Origin of the sequence: Thiobacillus denitrificans, from assembly GCF_001530125.1 — a bacterium.
Lineage (GTDB): Bacteria > Pseudomonadota > Gammaproteobacteria > Burkholderiales > Thiobacillaceae > Thiobacillus > Thiobacillus denitrificans_C.
Genome location: NZ_LDUG01000025.1, coordinates 48,848 through 68,886 on the forward strand (window position 1 = coordinate 48,848; position 20,039 = coordinate 68,886).

18 protein-coding genes are annotated in these 20,039 nt (G+C 63.7%); 9 read left to right on the forward strand and 9 right to left on the reverse strand.

Translation table 11 applies throughout. The annotated features are described in order from the left end of the window. Positions 1–94: 94 nt before the first annotated feature. The 9 genes from ABW22_RS09910 (at position 95) to ABW22_RS09950 (ending at position 9,422) form a co-directional block, all read left to right on the forward strand. Complete coding sequence (locus ABW22_RS09910) at positions 95–502, forward strand: glycine zipper 2TM domain-containing protein (RefSeq protein WP_237763297.1); 408 nt, start codon at positions 95–97, stop codon at positions 500–502. A 69-nt stretch (positions 503–571) separates the two neighbouring features. After that, the gene (hemE, locus tag ABW22_RS09915) at positions 572–1,639 is read left to right on the forward strand and encodes a uroporphyrinogen decarboxylase (RefSeq protein ID WP_059755689.1); all 1,068 of its coding nucleotides are present in this window, start codon (positions 572–574) and stop codon (positions 1,637–1,639) included. A 55-nt stretch (positions 1,640–1,694) separates the two neighbouring features. Beyond that, entirely contained in the window at positions 1,695–2,528 is an 834-nt protein-coding gene (locus ABW22_RS09920; protein WP_059755692.1) for a Tim44 domain-containing protein, read from the forward strand. 336 nt (positions 2,529–2,864) lie between these two features. After that, positions 2,865–5,024, forward strand: coding sequence for a primosomal protein N' (locus ABW22_RS09925; RefSeq protein WP_059755695.1), 2,160 nt, complete (start codon positions 2,865–2,867; stop codon positions 5,022–5,024). Between the two features lie 84 nt (positions 5,025–5,108). Beyond that, positions 5,109–6,782 (forward strand): arginine--tRNA ligase, encoded by a 1,674-nt coding sequence (gene argS, locus ABW22_RS09930; protein ID WP_059755698.1) that lies wholly within the window; start codon positions 5,109–5,111, stop codon positions 6,780–6,782. Between the two features lie 2 nt (positions 6,783–6,784). Beyond that, positions 6,785–7,315, forward strand: coding sequence for an SPOR domain-containing protein (locus ABW22_RS09935; RefSeq protein ID WP_059755700.1), 531 nt, complete (start codon positions 6,785–6,787; stop codon positions 7,313–7,315). Continuing rightward, positions 7,315–7,965, forward strand: a complete 651-nt coding sequence (locus ABW22_RS09940; protein WP_059755704.1) for a thiol:disulfide interchange protein DsbA/DsbL — start codon at positions 7,315–7,317, stop codon at positions 7,963–7,965. Before ABW22_RS09935 ends, ABW22_RS09940 begins: the two co-directional genes overlap by 1 nt. Before the next feature lie 5 nt (positions 7,966–7,970). Continuing rightward, positions 7,971–8,759: an SDR family oxidoreductase gene (locus tag ABW22_RS09945; protein WP_237763298.1), complete on the forward strand. Its 789-nt coding sequence runs from the start codon at positions 7,971–7,973 to the stop codon at positions 8,757–8,759. Positions 8,760–8,789: 30 nt separating this feature from the next. Then, on the forward strand, positions 8,790–9,422 hold the full coding sequence (locus tag ABW22_RS09950; RefSeq protein ID WP_059755707.1) for a LuxR C-terminal-related transcriptional regulator: 633 nt from the start codon (positions 8,790–8,792) through the stop codon (positions 9,420–9,422). Positions 9,423–9,652: 230 nt separating this feature from the next. On the opposite strand, the gene glmS is transcribed toward ABW22_RS09950, so the two are convergent. The 9 genes from glmS to ABW22_RS09995 form a co-directional block, all read right to left on the reverse strand. Then, a complete protein-coding gene (gene glmS, locus ABW22_RS09955; protein ID WP_059755709.1) occupies positions 9,653–11,482 on the reverse strand; it encodes a glutamine--fructose-6-phosphate transaminase (isomerizing) in 1,830 nt (609 codons plus the stop codon). 2 nt (positions 11,483–11,484) lie between these two features. Then, a complete protein-coding gene (glmU, locus tag ABW22_RS09960; RefSeq protein ID WP_059755712.1) occupies positions 11,485–12,861 on the reverse strand; it encodes a bifunctional UDP-N-acetylglucosamine diphosphorylase/glucosamine-1-phosphate N-acetyltransferase GlmU in 1,377 nt (458 codons plus the stop codon). Between the two features lie 170 nt (positions 12,862–13,031). Continuing rightward, the gene (locus ABW22_RS09965; protein WP_059755716.1) at positions 13,032–13,688 is read right to left on the reverse strand and encodes an OmpA family protein; all 657 of its coding nucleotides are present in this window, start codon (positions 13,686–13,688) and stop codon (positions 13,032–13,034) included. A 299-nt stretch (positions 13,689–13,987) separates the two neighbouring features. After that, the gene (locus ABW22_RS09970; RefSeq protein WP_059755719.1) at positions 13,988–14,653 is read right to left on the reverse strand and encodes an OmpA family protein; all 666 of its coding nucleotides are present in this window, start codon (positions 14,651–14,653) and stop codon (positions 13,988–13,990) included. A 386-nt stretch (positions 14,654–15,039) separates the two neighbouring features. Next, on the reverse strand, positions 15,040–15,462 hold the full coding sequence (locus ABW22_RS09975) for a F0F1 ATP synthase subunit epsilon (protein WP_059755722.1): 423 nt from the start codon (positions 15,460–15,462) through the stop codon (positions 15,040–15,042). 87 nt (positions 15,463–15,549) lie between these two features. Beyond that, positions 15,550–16,929 (reverse strand): F0F1 ATP synthase subunit beta, encoded by a 1,380-nt coding sequence (gene atpD, locus ABW22_RS09980; protein ID WP_059755725.1) that lies wholly within the window; start codon positions 16,927–16,929, stop codon positions 15,550–15,552. Positions 16,930–16,987: 58 nt separating this feature from the next. Further along, positions 16,988–17,860: a F0F1 ATP synthase subunit gamma gene (gene atpG / locus ABW22_RS09985; RefSeq protein ID WP_059755728.1), complete on the reverse strand. Its 873-nt coding sequence runs from the start codon at positions 17,858–17,860 to the stop codon at positions 16,988–16,990. Positions 17,861–17,901: 41 nt separating this feature from the next. Next, the gene (gene atpA, locus ABW22_RS09990; protein ID WP_059755732.1) at positions 17,902–19,443 is read right to left on the reverse strand and encodes a F0F1 ATP synthase subunit alpha; all 1,542 of its coding nucleotides are present in this window, start codon (positions 19,441–19,443) and stop codon (positions 17,902–17,904) included. Positions 19,444–19,501: 58 nt separating this feature from the next. Then, the gene (locus ABW22_RS09995) at positions 19,502–20,038 is read right to left on the reverse strand and encodes a F0F1 ATP synthase subunit delta (protein WP_059755735.1); all 537 of its coding nucleotides are present in this window, start codon (positions 20,036–20,038) and stop codon (positions 19,502–19,504) included. Position 20,039: the final 1 nt, after the last annotated feature.

The following is a 20,039-nucleotide window of genomic DNA, read 5'->3' on the forward strand; positions in this document are numbered from 1 at the left end:
GACCCACGCGCCCGCCCACGGCTATTACAAGAAGCATCCGGCCGATGACCGCAAGAAACCCAGCCAAGCCCGGCATTATCAGGGCAAAAGCGGGGTGGCCTATGTCGACGACTACGGCATTTCGGCCGGCCACTGCAACCGCGACGAGATCGGCGCGGTGATCGGCGGCGTCACTGGCGCGGTGATCGGCGGGCAGATTGCCGGCCGCGACGATCGAGTGGTCGGCATGGTGGTCGGCGGCATGCTCGGTGCGGTGCTGGGACACGCCATCGGCGACCGCATGGACGAGCGCGACCGCGCCTGCATGGGCCACGCGCTGGAACTCGGCCGCCCCGGCGTGCCGGTGGAATGGCGCAGCGCGGGCCACGCCTACCAGTTCACCCCGCGCGGCGATGCGCGCGATGGCTGCCGCAACGCCACGCTGGTGGTCGACGGCCGCATGCTGCGCGACGTGCTGGCCTGCCCGTCCGGGCGCGGCGAGTGGCGCTTTCGCAGCATCTGATCCACCGCTGCCCCAAGGCCAGGGGCGCCAAGCCTGCTAAAATGCCGGTTTTGCGTCTTGGCCTGCCCCATGTCTGCCCTCAAGAACGATACTTTCCTGCGTGCGCTGCAGCGCCAACCCACTGAATACACGCCGATGTGGCTGATGCGCCAGGCCGGCCGCTACCTACCGGAATACAACGCCACCCGCGCCCGCGCCGGCGACTTCCTGACCCTGTGCAAGACGCCGGACCTGGCGACTGAGGTCACACTGCAGCCGCTGGCGCGCTATCCGCTCGACGCCGCCATCCTGTTTTCCGACATCCTCACCGTGCCCGATGCGATGGGGCTGGGCCTGTATTTCTCGCAGGGCGAAGGTCCGCGTTTCGAGCGTCCCCTGCGCGACGAATGGGAAATCCGCGACCTCTCCGCACCCGACCCCACCGACAAGCTGGGCTATGTGATGGACGCGGTGAAAAGCATCCGCCGCGCGCTCGACGGCTCGGTGCCGCTGATCGGCTTTTCCGGCAGCCCCTACACGCTGGCCTGCTACATGGTCGAAGGCGGCGGCTCGGACGACTACCGCCACATCAAGACCATGCTGTACAGCCGCCCCGACCTGCTGCACCGCATCCTGGAAGTGAACACCCGGGCGGTGATCGACTACCTCAACGCGCAGATCGAGGCCGGCGCGCAGGCGGTGATGATTTTCGATTCCTGGGGCGGCAGCCTCACCCCGCACGCTTACCGCGAATTCTCGCTCGACTACATGGAGCGCATCGTCGCCGGCCTGATCAAGGAACGTGAAGGCCGCCGCGTGCCCAGCATCATCTTCACCAAGGGCGGCGGCAACTGGCTGGAAGCCATGGCCGGCATCGGCGCCGACGCGGTGGGACTGGACTGGACGCTCGACATCGGCGAAGCACGCCGCCGGGTCGGCGATAAAGTGGCACTGCAGGGCAACCTCGACCCCTGCGCGCTGCACGGCACGCCGGAGAGCATCCGTACCGAAGCTGCCCGCGTCATCGACAGCTACGGCAACCACCCCGGCCATGTGTTCAACCTCGGCCACGGCATTTCGCAATTCACCAACCCGGACAACGTCAACGTGCTGGTCGAAGCGGTGCACAGCCACAGCCGCGCGATTCGCGCAGCCTGATTTTCTGCCCGGCACCTCAACGACCACGCTTGTTCTTCATTCATCAGGAAACACCATGAAACCTATTTTGCTCAGCCTGTTTGCCGTCTTCCTCAGCTTCGCTTTCATGATGCCGGACGCCGACGCCCGCCGCATGGGCGGCAGCAAATCCTTCGGCATGCAGCGCACCGCGCCCGCCAAGCAGAATGTCGCACCGGCGCCGCAGCGCCAGCAGACCGGCACCGCGCCGACCACTGCCCCGCAGAAGCGCTCGTGGATGGGGCCAATCGCCGGCCTCGCCGCGGGTTTGGGTCTGGCCGCGCTGTTTTCCCATCTCGGGCTGGGCGAGGAAATGGCCAATTTCTTGATGCTGGCGCTGCTGGCGATGGCTGTCTTCATGCTGTTCCGCTTCTTCATGCGCCGCAATGCGCCCGCCGCACCCGCGATGCAGTACGCCGGCATGTCGCAGCAGGAACCCGCCGCATTTGATCAAACTCCCGCCGCATTCGGCGGTAGCGCCGCGGTCGGCACGTTCCCGCCCGGCTTCGACGCCGACGCCTTCGCGCGCGAAGCCAAGCTCAACTTCATCCGCCTGCAGGCGGCATTTGACGCCGCCAACCTGGACGACCTGCGCGCCTTCACCTCGCCCGAAGTGTTCGCCGAAATCAGCATGCAACTGGCCGAACGCGGCGACGCCGCCCAGACCACCGACGTCATGATGCTCGACGCCGAGGTGCTGGAAGCGGTCGACGAGGGCAACCGCCACGTCGCAAGCGTGCGCTTCACCGGCCAGGTGCGCGAAGCCGCCGATCAGGACGCCTTGCCGATCGACGAAATCTGGCATCTCACCAAACCGGCCAGCGGTCAGGGCGGCTGGGTCATTGCCGGCATCCAGCAGCAACAAAGCTAGAAATAACAAGGCCTTGCGCACTGGAAAGTGCGCAAGGCCTGATAAAATCGACTAAAGAAGCATTGACTTATGCACAATTCTGGCGCAAGAGAACTTTTTTTGTTTCAATTACTTGACAGCCAAGCCAAATTTACAGGTCATTGAAAAACAACAGTTTTCTTGTTTGCCTGCTTTTTAGCCTGTGATGCCCGCCCGCCTGAATACGGGCGTTTGACGGCAGTCAACACAAACCGCCCACACAATTATCCACAGCTTGCGTGGACAAGACAAAATAAGGCTTGGCAAACAGCCACTTAGTGAATTTTTCCCGACACCCGTTCAAGATACGCCGCTAACATGCCGTCTATCCTCCAGGTCGCGCTCGATACGCCGCTGCACCGGTTGTTCGACTATCGCCTGCCGGACAGCGCAGGCACGGTGCAGCCGGGCAGCCTGGTCGAAGTCCCGTTCGGCCGCACCCGCCAGGTCGGCATCGCGCTCGGCCCGGTGGCCGACAGCACGGTCGGGGCAGACAAGCTGCGCGAGGTGATCCGCGTGCTGGATGACCGCCCCGCGCTGTCGCCCGACATCCTCCGCCTGGCGCAGTTTTGCGCCGACTATTACCACTATCCGCTAGGCGCGATCCTGCTCGCCACGCTGCCGCCGCGCCTGAAGAACGCCACGCCCTTTGTCGCGGATACGCCCTGGCTGGTGCTGACCGAAGCCGGGCAGGTAGCCGAACCCGCCGCCCGCGCCCGCGCGCAGCGCGCCCTGCTCGACGCCTTGCGGGCAGCGCCGCAGCCGCGCGAAACCCTGCGGGCGCAAAAGCAAGGCCGCCACGCCGCCGCGCTGGTGGCGGCCGGCTGGGCGGCGTGGACAAGCGTTCCCCCTCCATCAGCCGTCGCGCCCCGGACGGCCGAGTCGCCCCCGGCCACCGCCGGGCAGCAAGCCGCGCTCGATGCGCTGCTGCCTGCGTTGGGGAAATTCGGCGTCCATCTGGTCCACGGCGTCACCGGCAGCGGCAAGACCGAACTGTATCTGCGCCTGATCGACGCGGTGCTCGCGCGCGGCCTGCAGGCGCTGGTGCTGATTCCCGAGATTGCACTGACCCCGCAGCTGGAACAGCACTTCCGCCGCCGCTTTCCCGGGCGCCGCTTCGCCACGCTGCACAGCGGGCTGGCCGAATCGGCGCGCACCGAGAACTGGCTCGCAGCGCCCGACTGCGACGTCCTGCTCGGCACCCGGCTGTCGGTGTTCGCACCGCTGTCGCGGCTGGGGCTGATCGTGGTGGACGAGGAGCACGACGCCTCGTTCAAGCAGCAGGACAGCCTGCGCTATTCGGCGCGCGACGTCGCCATCGCGCGCGGCAAGCAGCGCGGCGTGCCGGTGGTGCTCGGTTCGGCCACGCCCTCGCTGGAAAGCTATGCGCAGGCCATCAACGGGCGCTACCAGTTGATCGAGCTGAAGCAGCGCGCCATCAGCCAGGCGCGGCTGCCGGCGATCGAACTGGTCGACCTCAAACACATCCCGGTCGACAACGGCCTCACCCGCCCCGCCCTGCAGGTGCTCACCGATACCCTGGCGCGCGGCGAGCAGAGCCTGGTCTTCCTCAACCGGCGCGGCTACGCCCCGGCACTGTATTGCCCGAGCTGCGGCTGGGTGTCGCCCTGCCCGCACTGCTCGGGGCGACTGGTGCTGCACCGCACTTCACACCGGCTGAAATGCCACCACTGCGGTTTGGAGACGCGCATCCCGAGCGAATGTCCCGGTTGCGGCAATCCCGACCTCAAGCCGCTCGGCCAGGGCACCCAGCGGCTCGAGGAAACGCTCACCGCGCTGCTGCCCGCCGCGCGCATCCGCCGCATCGACCGCGACACCATGCGCCCGCGCGCCTGGGCCGAACTCGGGGCAGCGGTGCACGGCGGCGAGATCGACCTCCTGGTCGGCACTCAGATGCTGGCCAAGGGCCACGACTTCCCCAACATGACGCTGGCGCTGATCCTCGACACCGACGGCGCGCTCTACAGCCCGGATTTTCGCGCCACCGAACGTCTGTTCGCCCAACTGATGCAAGTGGCCGGACGCGCCGGGCGCGCCGACAAACCCGGTCGCGTGCTGATCCAGACCGCCTTCCCCGACCACCCGCTGTTCCGCTACCTGCAGCGCCACGATTATTCCGGTTACGCGCGGGCGCTGCTGGCCGAGCGCAAACAGCTCGACCTGCCGCCGTTCACCCGTCAGGTGCTGCTGCGCGCCGAAGCGCCGACGATGGCGGCGGCGCTGGCCTTTTTGCAGCGCGCCGCCGCGCTGGCACCCGCCACGGCCGACGTCAGCGTGTTCGCCGCCACCCCGGCGCCGATGGCGCGCGTGGCCAACCTGGAACGCGCGCAGCTGCTGATCCAGTCGGCGCAGCGCCAGGCCCTGCAGGCTTTCGTGCGCGACTGGCGGCCGCAGCTCGACGGCATCCGGCCGCGCGTGGCGCGCTGGTCGCTCGACGTTGATCCGCTGGTGTTTTGATGCACCGCACACGGCGCTTATAATCCGCGGCTAACCCTTTCGAACACTGAGGCCCCGCGCTTGCCGCGTTCTCTTTGTAATCCCATGTCCGACACCCATCCGCTCAAAGACCAGATCGCCCTGCTGATCGGCATCGCCCTCGAAACGGTGGCGCCCGACGCGCCGGTGAGTCTCGAAATCGAACGTCCGAAGAATCCCGACCACGGCGACTTTTCCAGCAACGCCGCGATGCAGCTCGCGCGGCCGCTGAAGCGCAACCCGCGCGAACTGGCACAGTTGATCCTGACCGAGCTGCCGGCGTCCCCGCTGATCGCCAGGACCGAAATCGCCGGCGCCGGCTTCATCAATTTCCACCTCACGCCCGCGGCCTGGCACGGCATCGTGCGGCGCGTCCGCACCGAAGGCGCGCAATTCGGCCGCGGCGACGCCGGCAAGGGGCGCCGCGTGCTGGTCGAGTTCGTCTCGGCCAACCCGACCGGTCCGTTGCACGTCGGCCACGGCCGCCAGGCGGCGCTCGGCGACGCGATCTGCAACCTGTACGCGGCGCAGGGCTGGGAGGTGTGTCGCGAGTTCTACTACAACGACGCCGGGGTGCAGATCGCCACGCTCGCCAACAGCGTTCAGGCGCGCGCACGCGGCCTCAAGCCGGGCGACGCCGAGTGGCCGGAAACCGCCTACAACGGCGACTACATCGCCGACATCGCGGCGGATTTTCTGGCGAAAAAGACCGTGAAGTCGGACGACCGCGAATACACCGCGAGCGGCGACGTCGACGATCTCGATTCGATCCGCCAGTTCGCCGTCGCCTACCTGCGCCGCGAGCAGGACCTCGACCTCAAGGCCTTCGTGGTGCAGTTCGACCACTACTATCTGGAGTCGAGCCTGTACACCAGCGGCCGCGTCGCGGCGACGGTGCAAAAGCTCATCGACGCCGGCAAGACCTACGAGCAGGACGGCGCGCTGTGGCTCAGGACCACCGACTACGGCGACGATAAGGACCGCGTGATGAAGAAGTCCGACGGCACCTACACCTATTTCGTGCCCGACGTCGCCTATCACATCGCCAAGTGGGAACGCGGCTACGAGCGCGCGATCAACATCCAGGGCACCGACCACCACGGCACCATTGCGCGGGTGCGTGCAGGCCTGCAGGCCGCCAACGTCGGCATCCCCGAGGGTTATCCCGACTACCTGCTGCACACCATGATCCGGGTCATGCGCGGCGGCGAAGAGGTCAAGATATCCAAGCGCGCCGGCAGCTATGTCACCCTGCGCGACCTCATCGACTGGACCAGCAAGGACGCGGTGCGCTTCTTCCTGCTTTCCCGCAAGGCCGACACCGAATACACTTTCGACGTCGATCTGGCGGTCGCCAAGAACACCGACAACCCGGTGTACTACGTGCAGTACGCCCATGCGCGCATCTGTCGGGTGTTCGAGGAATGGGGCGATACGCCCGCCGCACTGGACGCTGTCGACCTCGCGCCGCTGGCCGCGCCGCACGAGCTCACGCTGATGCAGCGCCTGGCCGAATACCCCGAGGTCGTCGCCGGCGCCGCGCGCGACCTGGCGCCGCACTTGCTGGTGCATTACCTGCAAATGCTGGCGGGCGACTTCCACGCCTGGTACAACGCCGAGAAATTCCTCGTCGAGGATACGGCGACCAAGCTCGCCCGACTGGCACTGGCCGAGGCCACGCGCATCACGATCGTCAACGGCCTCGCCTTGCTCGGCGTATCCGCTCCGGAGAAAATGTAACGATGGCACAACCCGCATCCCGCAACACCCGCCGCTCGGGCGGCAATTCCATTTTCACCGGCGTCCTGATCGGCCTCACCGTCGGCGCGGTGCTCGCCGTGGGCGTGGCGCTCTGGATCACCGGCAGCAATCCGTTCACCTCCGCCACCCCGCCGGCAGTCCCCAGCCAGCCGGTACCCGCCACGCCCGAGGCCGCGCCCAGCTTCGATTTTTACAAGGTCCTGCCGAGCGACACGCCAAGCGAGCTGCCGCCGTCCGCCGTGCCCACCGCGGCCGCCCCGCGCTATTACCTGCAGGCGGGCGCGTTTCAGAATGCAGACGATGCCGACAACCTGAAGGCGCAATTGGCGATGCTGGGCGTCGAAGCCGTCATCCAGACCGGCGAGGTCGCCGACAAGGGCGTGTTCCATCGCGTGCGCGTCGGCCCCTTCAATGCCATGGATGAAGTGAATCGCACCCGCAGCCTGCTGACGCAGAACGATATCCCGGCCACGTTGGTCAAAGAAATTCCCAACCCACAGGAGACGCCTTGATGTTCACCCGCGCTTTGGCTTTTTTGGCCGCCACCGTCCTTTCCCTGTCTGCCCTGGCTGCCGCCCCGGAAGCCTTCGAAGGACACGAATACACTCGCCTGAAGAATGCGCAGCCGGTCGCCACCGGCAACAAGGTCGAGGTGCTGGAGTTTTTCTGGTATCGCTGCCCGCACTGCTTTCAGCTCGAACCCGGCCTCAACGCCTGGGTGAAGACCCTGCCCAAGGACGCCCAGGTGCGGCGCGTGCCGGCGGTGTTCCGTGACGACTGGATGCCCGGCGCCAAGCTCTATTACACCCTGGAGCAGATGAACCTGCTCGACCGCCTGCACCACAAGGTGTTCGATGCCTACCACGTGGAGAACATCAACCTCAACGACCCGGCGATGCTGGGCGGCTGGATCGCCAAGCAGGGCGTCGACCGCAAGAAATTCGAAGGCATCTACAACTCCTTCTCCACCCAGTCGAAAGCCACCCAGGGTGCGCAGCTGGCCACCACTTACGCCATCAGCGGCGTGCCCGCCTTCATCATCGACGGCAAATACACCACCTCGGTGTCGATGGCCGGCAGCCAGGCGCGCCTGTTCGAAGTGCTCGACCAGCTGATCGTCAAGGCACGCGCCGAGCGCGGCAGCAAGAAGCCCGCGAAGTAAATCTGTTGCCGACCGTCCCGCCCAAGGTTCTGAATAGACCCCTACGGGTTTTCATCACTGGCGCGAGTTCCGGTCTCGGCACGGCGCTGGCGCGGCATTACGGCGCGCAGGGCGCGCAACTGGGGCTGTCCGGCCGCCGGCTCGACGGTCTGCAGAACGCGGGCGCCGGACTGGACGCGCGGCTGTATCCGGCCGACGTGCGCGACGCTGCCGCCATGCAAGCGGCGGCCACGGCGTTTTTGAACGAGGTCGGCCCGCCCGACATCGTCATCGCGGCGGCAGGCATCAGCATCGGCACCCTGACCGAGGAGGCGAGCGACGCCGCGGTGTTTCGCGCGGTAATGGACGCCAACGTCCTGGGGCTGGTGCACACCTTCCAGCCCTTCATCGCCCCCATGCAAACTCACGGCGGCGTGCTGTGCGGCATTTCCAGCGTAGCCGGGGTGCGCGGCCTGCCGGGCGGCAGCGCCTACTCGGCCTCGAAAGCCGCCGCCACCGTCTATCTCGAAGCCTTGCGGCTGGAGCTGAAAGCGCGCCGCATCGCCGTGGTCACGGTGGCGCCCGGCTACATCGACACGCCGATGACGCAGGTCAACCCCTACGTCATGCCGTTCAAAATGAGTGCCCGGGTGGCCGCGGCGAAAGTGGCGAACTGCATCTCGCGGCGCCAGGCCTACACCGTCATCCCCTGGCAAATGGCCTGGGCCGCGCGGCTGCTGAAATGGCTGCCCATTCCGGTTTATGATGCAGCATTCGAAAAGGCACCCCGCAAGCCACGCGGTCTGCCTACTTGATCAGCGTTACTCAAATACAGCGGAGAAACCATGCCAACCCCCCTGAACATCATCCTCATCGACGATCATCCGCTGCTGCGCATGGGCGTGGCGGGCTACATCGAGCAGGAGCCGGATCTGACGCTTACCGCGCAACTGGCCAACGCCGCCGAGCTGCGCGCCTGGATGGCCGCGGGCAACACGGCCGATGCCGCGCTGCTCGACCGCTCGCTGCCCGATGCCGACGGCCTCGACCTCGTGTCCGACCTGCGCGACCTCGGCATCAAGGTCATCATGCTCACCATTGCCGACTCCGACGAGGAAATCTCCGAGGCGATCTCGTCCGGCGTTGACGGCTATGTCATTAAGTCCAGCGAGCCCGACCAGGTGCTGGCCGCCATCCGCAGCGTATGCGACGGCCAGAGCAGCTTTCCGCTCAACATCATGCAGAAGATGGCGCGCGGCGAACTCAACAACAGCGCACTGTCCGCATTGACCGCGCGCGAAATGGAAATCGTCAACCATGTGAAGGAAGGCCTGTCCAACAAGGCCATCGCCTACCAGATGACCCTGTCGGAAAACACCGTGCGCAACCACCTGCGCAACATCATGGAAAAGCTCGGCTTGCGCAACCGCGTCCAGGTCGCCACCCTGGCACTGAAGGAAGATCACAAGCGGCACTGAGCCCCTTCCAGTCTAGCCACGCGGCATTGCGCCGCGGGGATTATTGCCTTATTCCTTGCCTATCCGGTTTGTTGCCAAAACCAATTCCCTATAGGGCGGATGAGCGCAGCGTTATCCGCCGAATGAGCGACCCACATTCGGCGGATAACGCTTCGCTTTTCCGCCCTACGAAGGCCAATACCGCCTTGGGTACGCTCAATCACTTTGGCAACAAACCGGATAGGCAAGCCTTATTCCACGGTGACGCTCTTCGCCAAGTTGCGGGGCTTGTCGACGTCGGTGCCCTTTTGCAGGGCGGCGTGATACGACAGCATCTGCAGCGTCACCGTGTGCAGGATCGGTGACAGCGCGCCGTTGCTGCCGCCGGGCAGGCGGATGACGTGCACGAACGCCGATTCCTCGATGTGCACGTCGCCGTCAGCGAACACGTACAGCTCGCCGCCGCGTGCGCGCACTTCCTGCATATTCGACTTCAGTTTTTCGATCAGCTGGTCGTTGGGCGCGATGGTAATCACCGGCATGTCCTCGTCGACCAGCGCCAGCGGGCCGTGCTTGAGCTCGCCCGCCGGATAAGCCTCGGCGTGGATGTAGGAAATCTCCTTCAGCTTCAGCGCGCCTTCGAGCGCAATCGGGTAATGCACGCCGCGCCCGAGGAACAGGGCGTGATGCTTGTTGGCGAAACGCTGCGACCAGGCTTCGACCTGCGGCTCCAGCGCCAGCACCTGCTGCACTTTATTCGGCAGACTGCGCAGCTCGGCCAGATATGCGGCTTCCTGTTCCACGCTGAGCCGCCCGCGCAATTTGGCCAGCACCAGCGTCAGCAGGAACAGGCCGGCGAGCTGGGTGGTGAAGGCCTTGGTCGAGGCGACGCCGATTTCAGGGCCGGCGCGGGTGAGGAATTTGAGGCGCGACGCACGGGTGAGCGCCGACTCCGGCACGTTGCAGATGGTCAGCGTCTTGTCCTGGCCCAGCGCCTTGGCGTGGTTCAGCGCCGCCAGCGTGTCGGCGGTCTCGCCCGATTGCGAGATGGTGACGATGAGCGCATCGGGGTTGGGCACCGAGGTGCGGTAGCGGTATTCGCTGGCGATTTCGGCGCGCGCCGGAATGCCTGCGATCGCTTCCAGCCAGTACGTGGCCACTTTCGCCGCATGAAAGCTGGTGCCGCAGGCAAGAAAAGTCACCGCGTTCACCTTGCCCAGCACCTCGGCAGCATCGAAGCCGAACCATTCCGGCTGAACATGCTCCTGCGCCACCGCAGTCAGCAGCGTATCGGTCAGCGCGCGCGGCTGCTCGTGGATTTCCTTCTGCATGAAGTGGCGGTAATTGCCGAGCTCGGCCATGTCGGCCGACAGTTCGGAAATATGCACGCTGCGGTCGGCTTGATTGCCCGCAGCGTCGTACACCGTCACCGCCAGCAGGCCGATGTCGGCAACGTCGCCCTCTTCCAGGTACATCACACGCTGGGTCACCGGCAGCAGGGCCGAGACGTCGGAGGCAATGAAGTTTTCCTCGATGCCAAGACCGATCAAAAGCGGACTGCCCTTGCGTGCGCAGATCAGTTGATTCGGTGAATCCTCGCTCACCACCCCAATGGCATAGGCACCTTCGAGCTCGGCCACCGCCGCGCGCGTGGCGGCGAGCAAATCTTTCGACTGGCGGTAATACAGTTCGACCAGGTGGGCGATCACTTCGGTATCGGTCTCCGACGTGAAGTTGAACCCGGCCGCCTTGAGCCGGGTACGCAGCGCCTCGTGGTTTTCGATGATGCCGTTGTGCACCACCGCCAGCCTGCCGCTGACGTGCGGGTGCGCGTTGGCTTCAGACGGCGCGCCATGGGTGGCCCAGCGCGTATGCGCGATGCCTAGGTTGCCGTGAATCTGCTGCGCCGCACAGGCCTCGGCCAGCCCGGCGACGCGGCCGACGCTACGCACCCGCTTGAGACCGCCGTCGATGGTGACCAGCCCGGCGGAGTCGTAGCCGCGATATTCCAGCCGCCGCAAGCCTTCGAGCAGGATGGGGACGACGTTACGTTGCGCAACCGCGCCGATAATGCCGCACATAGTTAGCCTTCCTTTTTCTGTTTGATCGGCCGCTTCCAGCCGCTGAGGGTGAGCTGTTTCGCCCGTGACAGGGTGAGCTCGCCGGCGGGCGCATCTTTCGTCAGCGTAGTGCCGGCGCCCAGGGTTGCGCCGCGACCGACGGTGACCGGTGCCACCAGCTGGGTGTCGGAACCGACGAACACCTCGTCCTCGATCACCGTGCGGTGCTTGTTGGCGCCGTCGTAATTGCAGGTGATGGTGCCGGCGCCGATGTTGACCTGCTTGCCCATGGTGGTGTCGCCGACGTAGGACAGGTGGTTGATCTTGGAGCCGTCGTCGATCTGGCTGTTCTTGATCTCGACGAAGTTGCCCACGTGCACACCGCGCGCCAGCGTGGTGCCCGGTCGGATGCGCGAGAACGGCCCCAGCCGGTTGACTTCACCGATTTTCGCATCGTCGATCAAGGTAAAAGCGTCGATGCGCGTGCCCGTCGCCACCGTCACGTTGCGCAGCACGCAGTTAGCGCCCACTTGCACGTTGTCGCCCAATTCCACTCGGCCTTCGAATACACAATTGACGTCAATGACGACGTCGCGCCCGCACGTCAGCACGCCGCGCACGTCGAGCCGCGCCGGATCCATCAGGGTCACCCCGGCGTCGAGCAGCGCCTGCGCGATCTCGCTCTGGTGGACGCGCTCGAGTTGGGCCAGCTGCGATTTGCTGTTGACCCCCAGCACTTCCCACTCGTACGCCGGCTGGTAAGTGTCCACGTCGACCCCGTCGCGCACTGCCAGCGCAATGATGTCGGTAAGGTAGTACTCGCCCTGCGCGTTGTCGTTTTTCAGCTCGTCTATCCACCGTTTAAGTTGACGGGTCGCCACCGCCAGAATGCCGGTATTGACTTCACGGATCGCGCGTTCGGCGGGCGTCGCGTCCTTGTGCTCGACGATGCGGGTGACCTTGCCAGCTTCGCGCACGATGCGGCCATAGCCGTCCGGCTGCGCCAGATTCACTGTCAGCAGCCCCAGCTTTCCGGCCTGCGCAGCCGCCACCAGCGGCTGCAGGGTCGAGACGTGGGTCAGCGGCACATCGCCGTACAGCACCAGCGTCACGCTGTCGTTTGCAAGCTGTGGCAACGCCTGCTTGACCGCATGACCGGTGCCGTGCTGTTCAGCCTGAAGCACGAACGTCAGCTTGTCGTCAGCCATCGACTGCGGCACGGCGTCACCGCCAAATCCATACACCACGCAGACCTGCGCGGCACCAAGCTCATGGGCCGTGTCCACCACATGCCCGAGCAGGGGTTTGCCCGCCAGTTTGTGCAGCACCTTGGGCAGGTCGGAGCGCATGCGGGTGCCCTTGCCCGCTGCAAGTATCAGGATTTCAAGCATGGAATGCATACGTGTCAGTCTGGATGGTGAACCACATCAGCAATATGGTTGAGCAAAACGCGCGCCAAGTATAAAGCCTGAGCGCGACTGTATATCGCGTCTGCTCACACGCTTCTGTGCCGCAACAAATAATTACGGGGACCGAAGTCCCCGTAACTGGCTTGAATGGAAACGCGCGATTACTTCAGCGGGGCCAGTTCGACACGACGGTTCTTGAAGCGACCCTCTTCCGTCGCGTTATCCGCAACCGGCTGAGATTCACCGTAGCCCTTGGCGGTCAGACGATCTGCAGCGACACCTCGGCTAATCAGGAAATTACGTACAGCTTCTGCGCGCTGCCTGGACAAATTCATGTTGTATTTGTCACTGCCCATGCTATCGGTGTGGCCCGCCACTTCAATGTTCACATCGCCCCATGCCTTCAACGCCTCGACGTTCTTGTCGAGCTCAGAGACATCTTCCTGGCGCAGAGTGGCTTTGTCGAAATCAAAATTCACGCCTTCGAGCACCAGTTTTTGCGGCGCTTCAGGTTGGGGCGCGACATAAGCAGCCGGCGCGGGTGCGGGTGCGGGTGCGGGCGCGACATAAGCCGGTGCAGGCTCAGGCTCAGGCGCAACGGCAATCTTCTCGGGCGCAGGTGCCGGACAAGGCGTATCAAGAAGGCCCCGTCCAGGACAACCGATCGTCCTGAAAAGCTCGTGACCGATCGTTTTTCCGGTCGGGCTGGCGGCGTTGGACGGGTTGTAAAAGACACCTTCAGCCGCGTGTGCGCTGATCGCCCCGGCAGAAATCAGGGTTGCGCCAAGGATGCTGAAAAGAAAAGGGGTTGTGCGCATATTAAAGCTCCTATTAAAGATTCAAGCAAAACTCGATGGGCATCCTGAAAACGGATTGTGCTTACAGGATGTTTGGAAAAAACGATACGTTAATAATACTCAAAAGCGCCCGCCGATTCTGTGCGCTAGCGAACATAACACTGCATTTTCCGAACGCGGACGAAGAACACAGGCAAAACGCATGCCGGGGAGCGTTTTGCGTGTCATGAAAAACGAGGCCGGCGCCATTCTACGCTACGCCACGGCAAAAATGAATACGGGAACCGAAGTCCCCATACTCAACCTGAGTGGCGCCGCAGTTATTTGTACCGTACCAGTTCGACGCGCCGGTTCTGAGCGCGGCCCTCGCGCGTATCATTGCTGACAGCCGGCCGGGATTCACCGTAACCCTTGGCGGTCAGACGATCTGCCGAGACGCCCTTGCTAATGAGATAGTTACGAACAGCCTCGGCGCGGCGCTGCGACAATCCCAGATTGTAAGCTTCCGTGCCAATGCTGCACGTGTGGCCCGCAACCTCCACATCCACATCGCCCCATGTCTTCAAAGTGGTGACGTTCTGGTCGAGTTTGGCGTAGTCTCCCGGCCGGATGACTGCCTTGTCGAAATCAAAATTCACGCCTTCCAGCACGAGCGTCGCGACGGGTACGGGTTCCGCCACAGGAGCAAGCGGCGCAGGCTCAGGCGCTGCGGCAACGGGTGCGGGTGCAAGCGGCGCAACGGCAGGCTCGGGTTCGGGCGCTGCCGCAACCGGTGCAGGCGGCGGCGGTACCGGGCAAGGCGTATCAAAAAGACCGCGGCCAGGACAACCGATCGTCCTGAAAAGCTCATAACCGATCGTAAATCCAGTCGGGCTGGCAGCATTGGTCGGATTGTAGAAAGGGGCTTCAGCCGCGTGTGCCGTTACAACCCCGGCAGAAAGCAGGATCGTCCCGACGATGCTGAAAAGAAAGGGGGGGGTACGCATGTTTATTCTCCTATTTCAAAGAACCAAGAAAAATTTGGCGTGCAGTGAAAAACCATCGTGATCCCAGTCAACCTCATCCAATCAACCGGATTGGAAATCCAGTATGGCTAATCGTCGGTAGCCATACCCGAAATCGAAAATTAGCTATCCATCTCATTTATTAAACGTCCACTACTTAAAAACTAGTCCAAGTATCCGTTTAGTCAACTATTGCTTGCCCCCCGCGATCATGATGTAGCCATCGCCACAGGCTTGGGCTCATGTCCTTGAAGTACACACTGCCGCCCGTCATTTCTCGATAAGGCGCATTTTGGCTATGCTGCATTCCCCTTTTCCAATAAAAAAGGCAACCGTTCGGTTGCCTTTTTGTTAGCGCCTGCCGTGTATCAGGTCAGCTTGCGCAGCTTCTTGATCGCAGCCAGCTGAGCCACCGCCTGGGCCAGTTCGGCCTGTGCTTGCGCGTAGTCGATGGTGGCGGCCTTGTCTTTCATCGCTTCTTCGGCGGCGCGCTTGGCTTCGAGGGCCTTGGCTTCGTCGAGGTCGGCGCCGCGAATGGCGGAGTCGGACAGGATGGTAACGACGTGCGGCTGCACTTCGAGAATGCCGCCGGAGACATAGACCAGCTCTTCTTCAGCCTGGTTCGGCACTTTGATGCGCACCGAGCCGGCTTTGAGCGTGGTCAACAACGGAGTGTGACGCGGGTAGATACCGAGTTCGCCACGCATGCCGGGGGCAATCACCACTTCGGCAGTGCCGGAGTAAAGTAATTTTTCTGCGCTAACGATGTCGACGTGTAGGGTCATGGCCATAGTGTATTCCAGTTGAGAGCCGAGAGCCGAGAGCGGTGTGGGCAGCAGCCACTTTCGGCTCACCGCTCACAGCTCTCGGCTTCCTAGTTACTGAATCGTCTTCGCCTTTTCGACCGCTTCTTCGATCGGGCCGACCATATAGAAGGCCTGTTCGGGAAGGTGGTCGTATTCACCTTCGACAATCGCCTTGAAGCTGGCGACAGTCTCTTTGAGCGTGACGTACTTGCCCGGTGCGCCGGTGAACACTTCGGCGACGAAGAAGGGCTGCGACAGGAAGCGCTGGATCTTGCGCGCACGGGCCACGGCCAGTTTATCTTCCGGCGACAGTTCGTCCATGCCCAGAATCGCGATGATGTCACGCAGTTCCTTGTAGCGCTGCAGGATGGCCTGCACCGAACGGGCAACGCCGTAGTGTTCTTCGCCGACGACCTGCGGGTCAAGAATACGCGAAGTCGAATCGAGCGGATCCACCGCGGGATAGATGCCCAGTTCGGCGATCTGGCGGGAGAGCACCAGGGTCGCGTCGAGGTGGGCGAAGGTGGTGGCGGGCGACGGGTCGGTCAAGTCATCCGCCGGCACGTACACGGCCTGGAACGAGGTGATCGAGCCGGTGCGGGTGGAAGTGATGCGCTCCTGCAGGCGGCCCATTTCGTCGGCCAGGGTCGGCTGGTAACCCACCGCGGACGGCATCCGGCCCAACAGCGCGGACACTTCGGTGCCGGCCAGGGTGTAGCGGTAGATGTTGTCGACGAACAGCAGCACGTCGCGACCTTCGTCGCGGAAGTATTCGGCCATGGTCAGGCCGGTCAGCGCGACGCGCAGACGGTTGCCCGGCGGCTCGTTCATCTGGCCGTAGACCAGGGCGACCTTATCCAGCACGCCGCCTTCTTTCATTTCGTGATAGAAGTCGTTGCCTTCGCGGGTCCGCTCACCGACGCCGGCGAACACCGAGAAGCCCGAGTGGGCGACGGCGATGTTGCGGATCAGTTCCATCAGCGTCACGGTCTTGCCCACGCCGGCGCCGCCGAACAGGCCGACCTTGCCGCCCTTGGCGATCGGCATGATCAGGTCGATCACCTTGATGCCGGTTTCGAGAATTTCCACCGAGGCGGCCTGGTCGGCATACGCCGGGGCCTTGCGGTGAATCGGCATGTGCGTTTCGGTCGTAACCGGGCCGGCTTCGTCGATCGGTTCGCCGAGCACGTTCATGATGCGACCGAGCGTCGCCTGGCCGACCGGAACCATAATCGGGTTGCCGGTTGCGAGCACCTCCATGCCGCGGCGCAGGCCGTCGGTGGAGCCCATCGCAATGGTGCGCACCACGCCGTCGCCCAGCTGCTGCTGGACTTCGAGGGTGAGTTCGGGGGACTGCATTTTCAGCGCTTCAAAGATCCTGGGCAAGGCATCACGCGAAAATTCCACGTCCACCACGGCGCCGATGATCTGAACAATTTTTCCGTTGCTCATGCTTGTTTCCTAAGAAGATTAAATTCTGTGCTCGCGTAATTCTGTGTATTGGGCACGTTCAAACCGCAGCCGCACCGGCGACGATCTCCGACAGTTCCTTGGTGATCGCAGCCTGCCGGGTCTTGTTGTAGACCAGCTTCAGCTCGCCGATCACGTCCTTGGCGTTGTCGGAAGCGGATTTCATCGCCACCATCCGCGCCGACTGTTCGCACGCGATGTTCTCGGCCACGCCCTGATACACCAGCGATTCGATGTAGCGCATCAGCATCTCGTCGACGACTGGCTTGGCATCGGGCTCGTAGATATAGTCCCAGTGCGTTTTCAGGCTGGCTTCCTCGGCATCTTCCATTTGCGCCAGCGGCAGCAGCTGGGTCAGCGTCGGTTCCTGCTTCATCGTGTTGACGAAACGGTTGTAGACGATGTAGAGCGCGTCGATCCTGCCTGCCAGATAGGCGTCCAGCATCACCTTGACCGGGCCGATCAGCGTGTCCATGCGCGGGGCATCGCCCAGGCCGGTGAGTTGCGACACCACGTTGGCGCCGAGGCGCTGCATGAAACCCAGCCCCTTGTTGCCGAGCGCGGTGACGTCGATGCCGACGCCAGCCGCTTCCCATTGCTTCATCTGGCTCACCACCACGCGAAGGGCATTGGTGTTGAGGCCGCCGCACAGGCCCTTGTCGGAGGTGATGAGGATGAGGCCGACGCGCTTGACGTTGTCACGCGCGATCACGAACGGATGCTTGTATTCCGTGTGGGCGTACGCCAGATGCGTTGCCACGCGGGCAATTTTCTCGGCATACGGGCGCGCGGCCTTCATGCGCTCCTGCGCGCGGCGCATCTTGGACGCCGCGACCATTTCCATGGCCTTGGTGATCTTGCACGTGTTTTCCACGCTCTTGATCTTGGTCCGTATCTCTTTTCCGACTGCCATTGTTTCTCCTTAAACCAGCGGCTGCTAATCAGCGCGGTCTATCAATAGACGCCGGTTTTCTTGAAATCGTCGACCGCGGCGGTGAGTGCCTTCTCGGTCGCTTCATCCAGATTGCCGCTGGTTTCGATGGTGTCCATGATGCTGGCGTACTTGGACTTCACGAACGCCATCAGCGCGGATTCAAATGCCAAAATCTTGTTGACCTCGACGTCGTCCATGTAGCCCTTGTTGACCGCGAACAGGGTCAGTGCCATCTGTGAAACCGACATCGGCGAGTACTGCGCCTGCTTCATCAGTTCGGTGACGCGACGGCCGCGCTCCAACTGCTTGCGGGTCGCTTCATCCAGATCGGATGCGAACTGGGCGAAGGCCGCGAGTTCGCGGTACTGCGCCAGCGCCAGACGAATACCGCCGCCGAGCTTCTTGATGACCTTGGTCTGCGCAGCGCCGCCGACGCGGGACACCGACAGGCCGGCGTTGATCGCGGGGCGGATGCCGGCGTTGAAGAGGTCGGTTTCCAGAAAGATCTGGCCGTCGGTAATCGAAATCACGTTGGTCGGCACGAAGGCGGACACGTCGCCAGCCTGCGTTTCGATGATCGGCAGCGCGGTCAGCGAACCGGTCTTGCCCTTGACGGCGCCGTTGGTGATCTTCTCGACGTAGTCGGCGTTGACACGCGCGGCACGCTCGAGCAGACGCGAGTGCAGGTAGAAGACGTCGCCGGGGTAGGCTTCGCGGCCCGGCGGACGGCGCAGCAGCAGCGACACCTGACGGTAGGCCCAGGCCTGCTTGGTCAGATCGTCGTACACGATCAGCGCGTCTTCGCCGAGGTCGCGGAAGTACTCGCCCATGGTGCAGCCGGCATACGGCGCGATGTACTGCATGGCGGCCGCGTCGGCTGCGGTCGCGGCGACGACAATGGTGTGATCCATCGCGCCGTGCTCTTCCAGCTTGCGCACTACGTTGGCCACCGAAGACGCCTTCTGGCCGATGGCGACGTAGATACACGTCACGCCGGTGCCCTTCTGGTTGATGATGGCGTCGATCGCGACAGCAGTCTTGCCGGTCTGGCGGTCGCCAATGATGAGTTCGCGCTGGCCGCGGCCGACCGGCACCATGGCGTCGATCGACTTCAAGCCGGTCTGCACCGGCTGGTCGACCGATTTACGTTCGATCACGCCGGGGGCGATGCGCTCGATCGGCATGGTTTTGTCGGCGGCGATGGGGCCCTTGCCGTCGATCGGCTGACCCAGCGAGTTCACCACGCGGCCGAGCAGGCCGCGACCGACCGGCACTTCGAGAATGCGCCCGGTGCACTTGGCGACGTCGCCTTCGGTGATGTGTTCGTAGTCACCCAGGATCACCGCGCCGACCGAGTCGCGCTCGAGGTTGAGCGCCACGCCGAAGGTGTTGCCCGGCATTTCGATCATTTCACCCGACATCACGTCGGACAAACCATGAATGCGGACGATGCCGTCGGTGACGGAGACGATCGTGCCTTGGGTGCGCAGTTCGCTTGAGGCACCGAAGTTTTCGATCTTGGCTTTAATCAGTTCGCTGATTTCGCTTGGATTCAATTGCATTTTGTTCTCCGAACCGTGAGGTTCCGATAAAGATGAGTTGGATGAGCCTGGCCGCGCCTTAAGCCTGAAGAGCGAAGGACATGCGCTGCAGCCGCCCCTTCACCGAGCCGTCTATCACCTGGTCGCCGATGGCAATCACCGCGCCGCCGATCAGTTCAGGATCGACCGCCACCTGCACGTTCACTGCGCGGTTGAACTTGGTCTTGAGGCCGGCCACCAGATCGTCGAGCTGCGCCTGCGTCAATTCCTGCGCGCTGGTGATGGTGGCCTCGAGGGTGCCTTCGGCGTTTGCCTTCAGGGTCTCGAACTGCGCGCCGATTTCCGGCAGCAGCGACAGGCGGTCGTTTTCGGCCAACACCTTGGCAAAGTTGCCCCCGCGTTCGCCGAGATCGCTACCGGCCACCTCGATGATCAGGCCGGCCACACGACCGGTCGACACCGCAGGGTCGGCGATCAGACGCGCCACCTGGGCATCCGACACGATCAGCGCCAGCGATTGCAGGCGTGACGACCAACCCGCCAGGTCTTTTTCGCCCTGTGCCAGGCGGAATACCGCTTCGGCGTAGGGACGTGCCAGGGTAGACAGTTCGCTCATG

What these genes read in the sequence shown, in the direction of transcription:
- ABW22_RS09925 (WP_059755695.1), top strand. Translation starts at nt 2,865, where the DNA reads ATGCCGTCTATCCTCCAGGTCGCGCTCGATACGCCGCTGCACCGGTTG.
- ABW22_RS09965 (WP_059755716.1), bottom strand. Translation starts at nt 13,688, where the DNA reads ATGCGCACAACCCCTTTTCTTTTCAGCATCCTTGGCGCAACCCTGATT.
- glmU (WP_059755712.1), bottom strand. Translation starts at nt 12,861, where the DNA reads ATGCATTCCATGCTTGAAATCCTGATACTTGCAGCGGGCAAGGGCACC.
- ABW22_RS09970 (WP_059755719.1), bottom strand. Translation starts at nt 14,653, where the DNA reads ATGCGTACCCCCCCCTTTCTTTTCAGCATCGTCGGGACGATCCTGCTT.
- ABW22_RS09940 (WP_059755704.1), top strand. Translation starts at nt 7,315, where the DNA reads ATGTTCACCCGCGCTTTGGCTTTTTTGGCCGCCACCGTCCTTTCCCTG.
- atpD (WP_059755725.1), bottom strand. Translation starts at nt 16,929, where the DNA reads ATGAGCAACGGAAAAATTGTTCAGATCATCGGCGCCGTGGTGGACGTG.
- argS (WP_059755698.1), top strand. Translation starts at nt 5,109, where the DNA reads ATGTCCGACACCCATCCGCTCAAAGACCAGATCGCCCTGCTGATCGGC.
- ABW22_RS09950 (WP_059755707.1), top strand. Translation starts at nt 8,790, where the DNA reads ATGCCAACCCCCCTGAACATCATCCTCATCGACGATCATCCGCTGCTG.
- ABW22_RS09975 (WP_059755722.1), bottom strand. Translation starts at nt 15,462, where the DNA reads ATGGCCATGACCCTACACGTCGACATCGTTAGCGCAGAAAAATTACTT.
- ABW22_RS09995 (WP_059755735.1), bottom strand. Translation starts at nt 20,038, where the DNA reads ATGAGCGAACTGTCTACCCTGGCACGTCCCTACGCCGAAGCGGTATTC.
- glmS (WP_059755709.1), bottom strand. Translation starts at nt 11,482, where the DNA reads ATGTGCGGCATTATCGGCGCGGTTGCGCAACGTAACGTCGTCCCCATC.
- atpG (WP_059755728.1), bottom strand. Translation starts at nt 17,860, where the DNA reads ATGGCAGTCGGAAAAGAGATACGGACCAAGATCAAGAGCGTGGAAAAC.
- ABW22_RS09920 (WP_059755692.1), top strand. Translation starts at nt 1,695, where the DNA reads ATGAAACCTATTTTGCTCAGCCTGTTTGCCGTCTTCCTCAGCTTCGCT.
- hemE (WP_059755689.1), top strand. Translation starts at nt 572, where the DNA reads ATGTCTGCCCTCAAGAACGATACTTTCCTGCGTGCGCTGCAGCGCCAA.
- ABW22_RS09935 (WP_059755700.1), top strand. Translation starts at nt 6,785, where the DNA reads ATGGCACAACCCGCATCCCGCAACACCCGCCGCTCGGGCGGCAATTCC.
- atpA (WP_059755732.1), bottom strand. Translation starts at nt 19,443, where the DNA reads ATGCAATTGAATCCAAGCGAAATCAGCGAACTGATTAAAGCCAAGATC.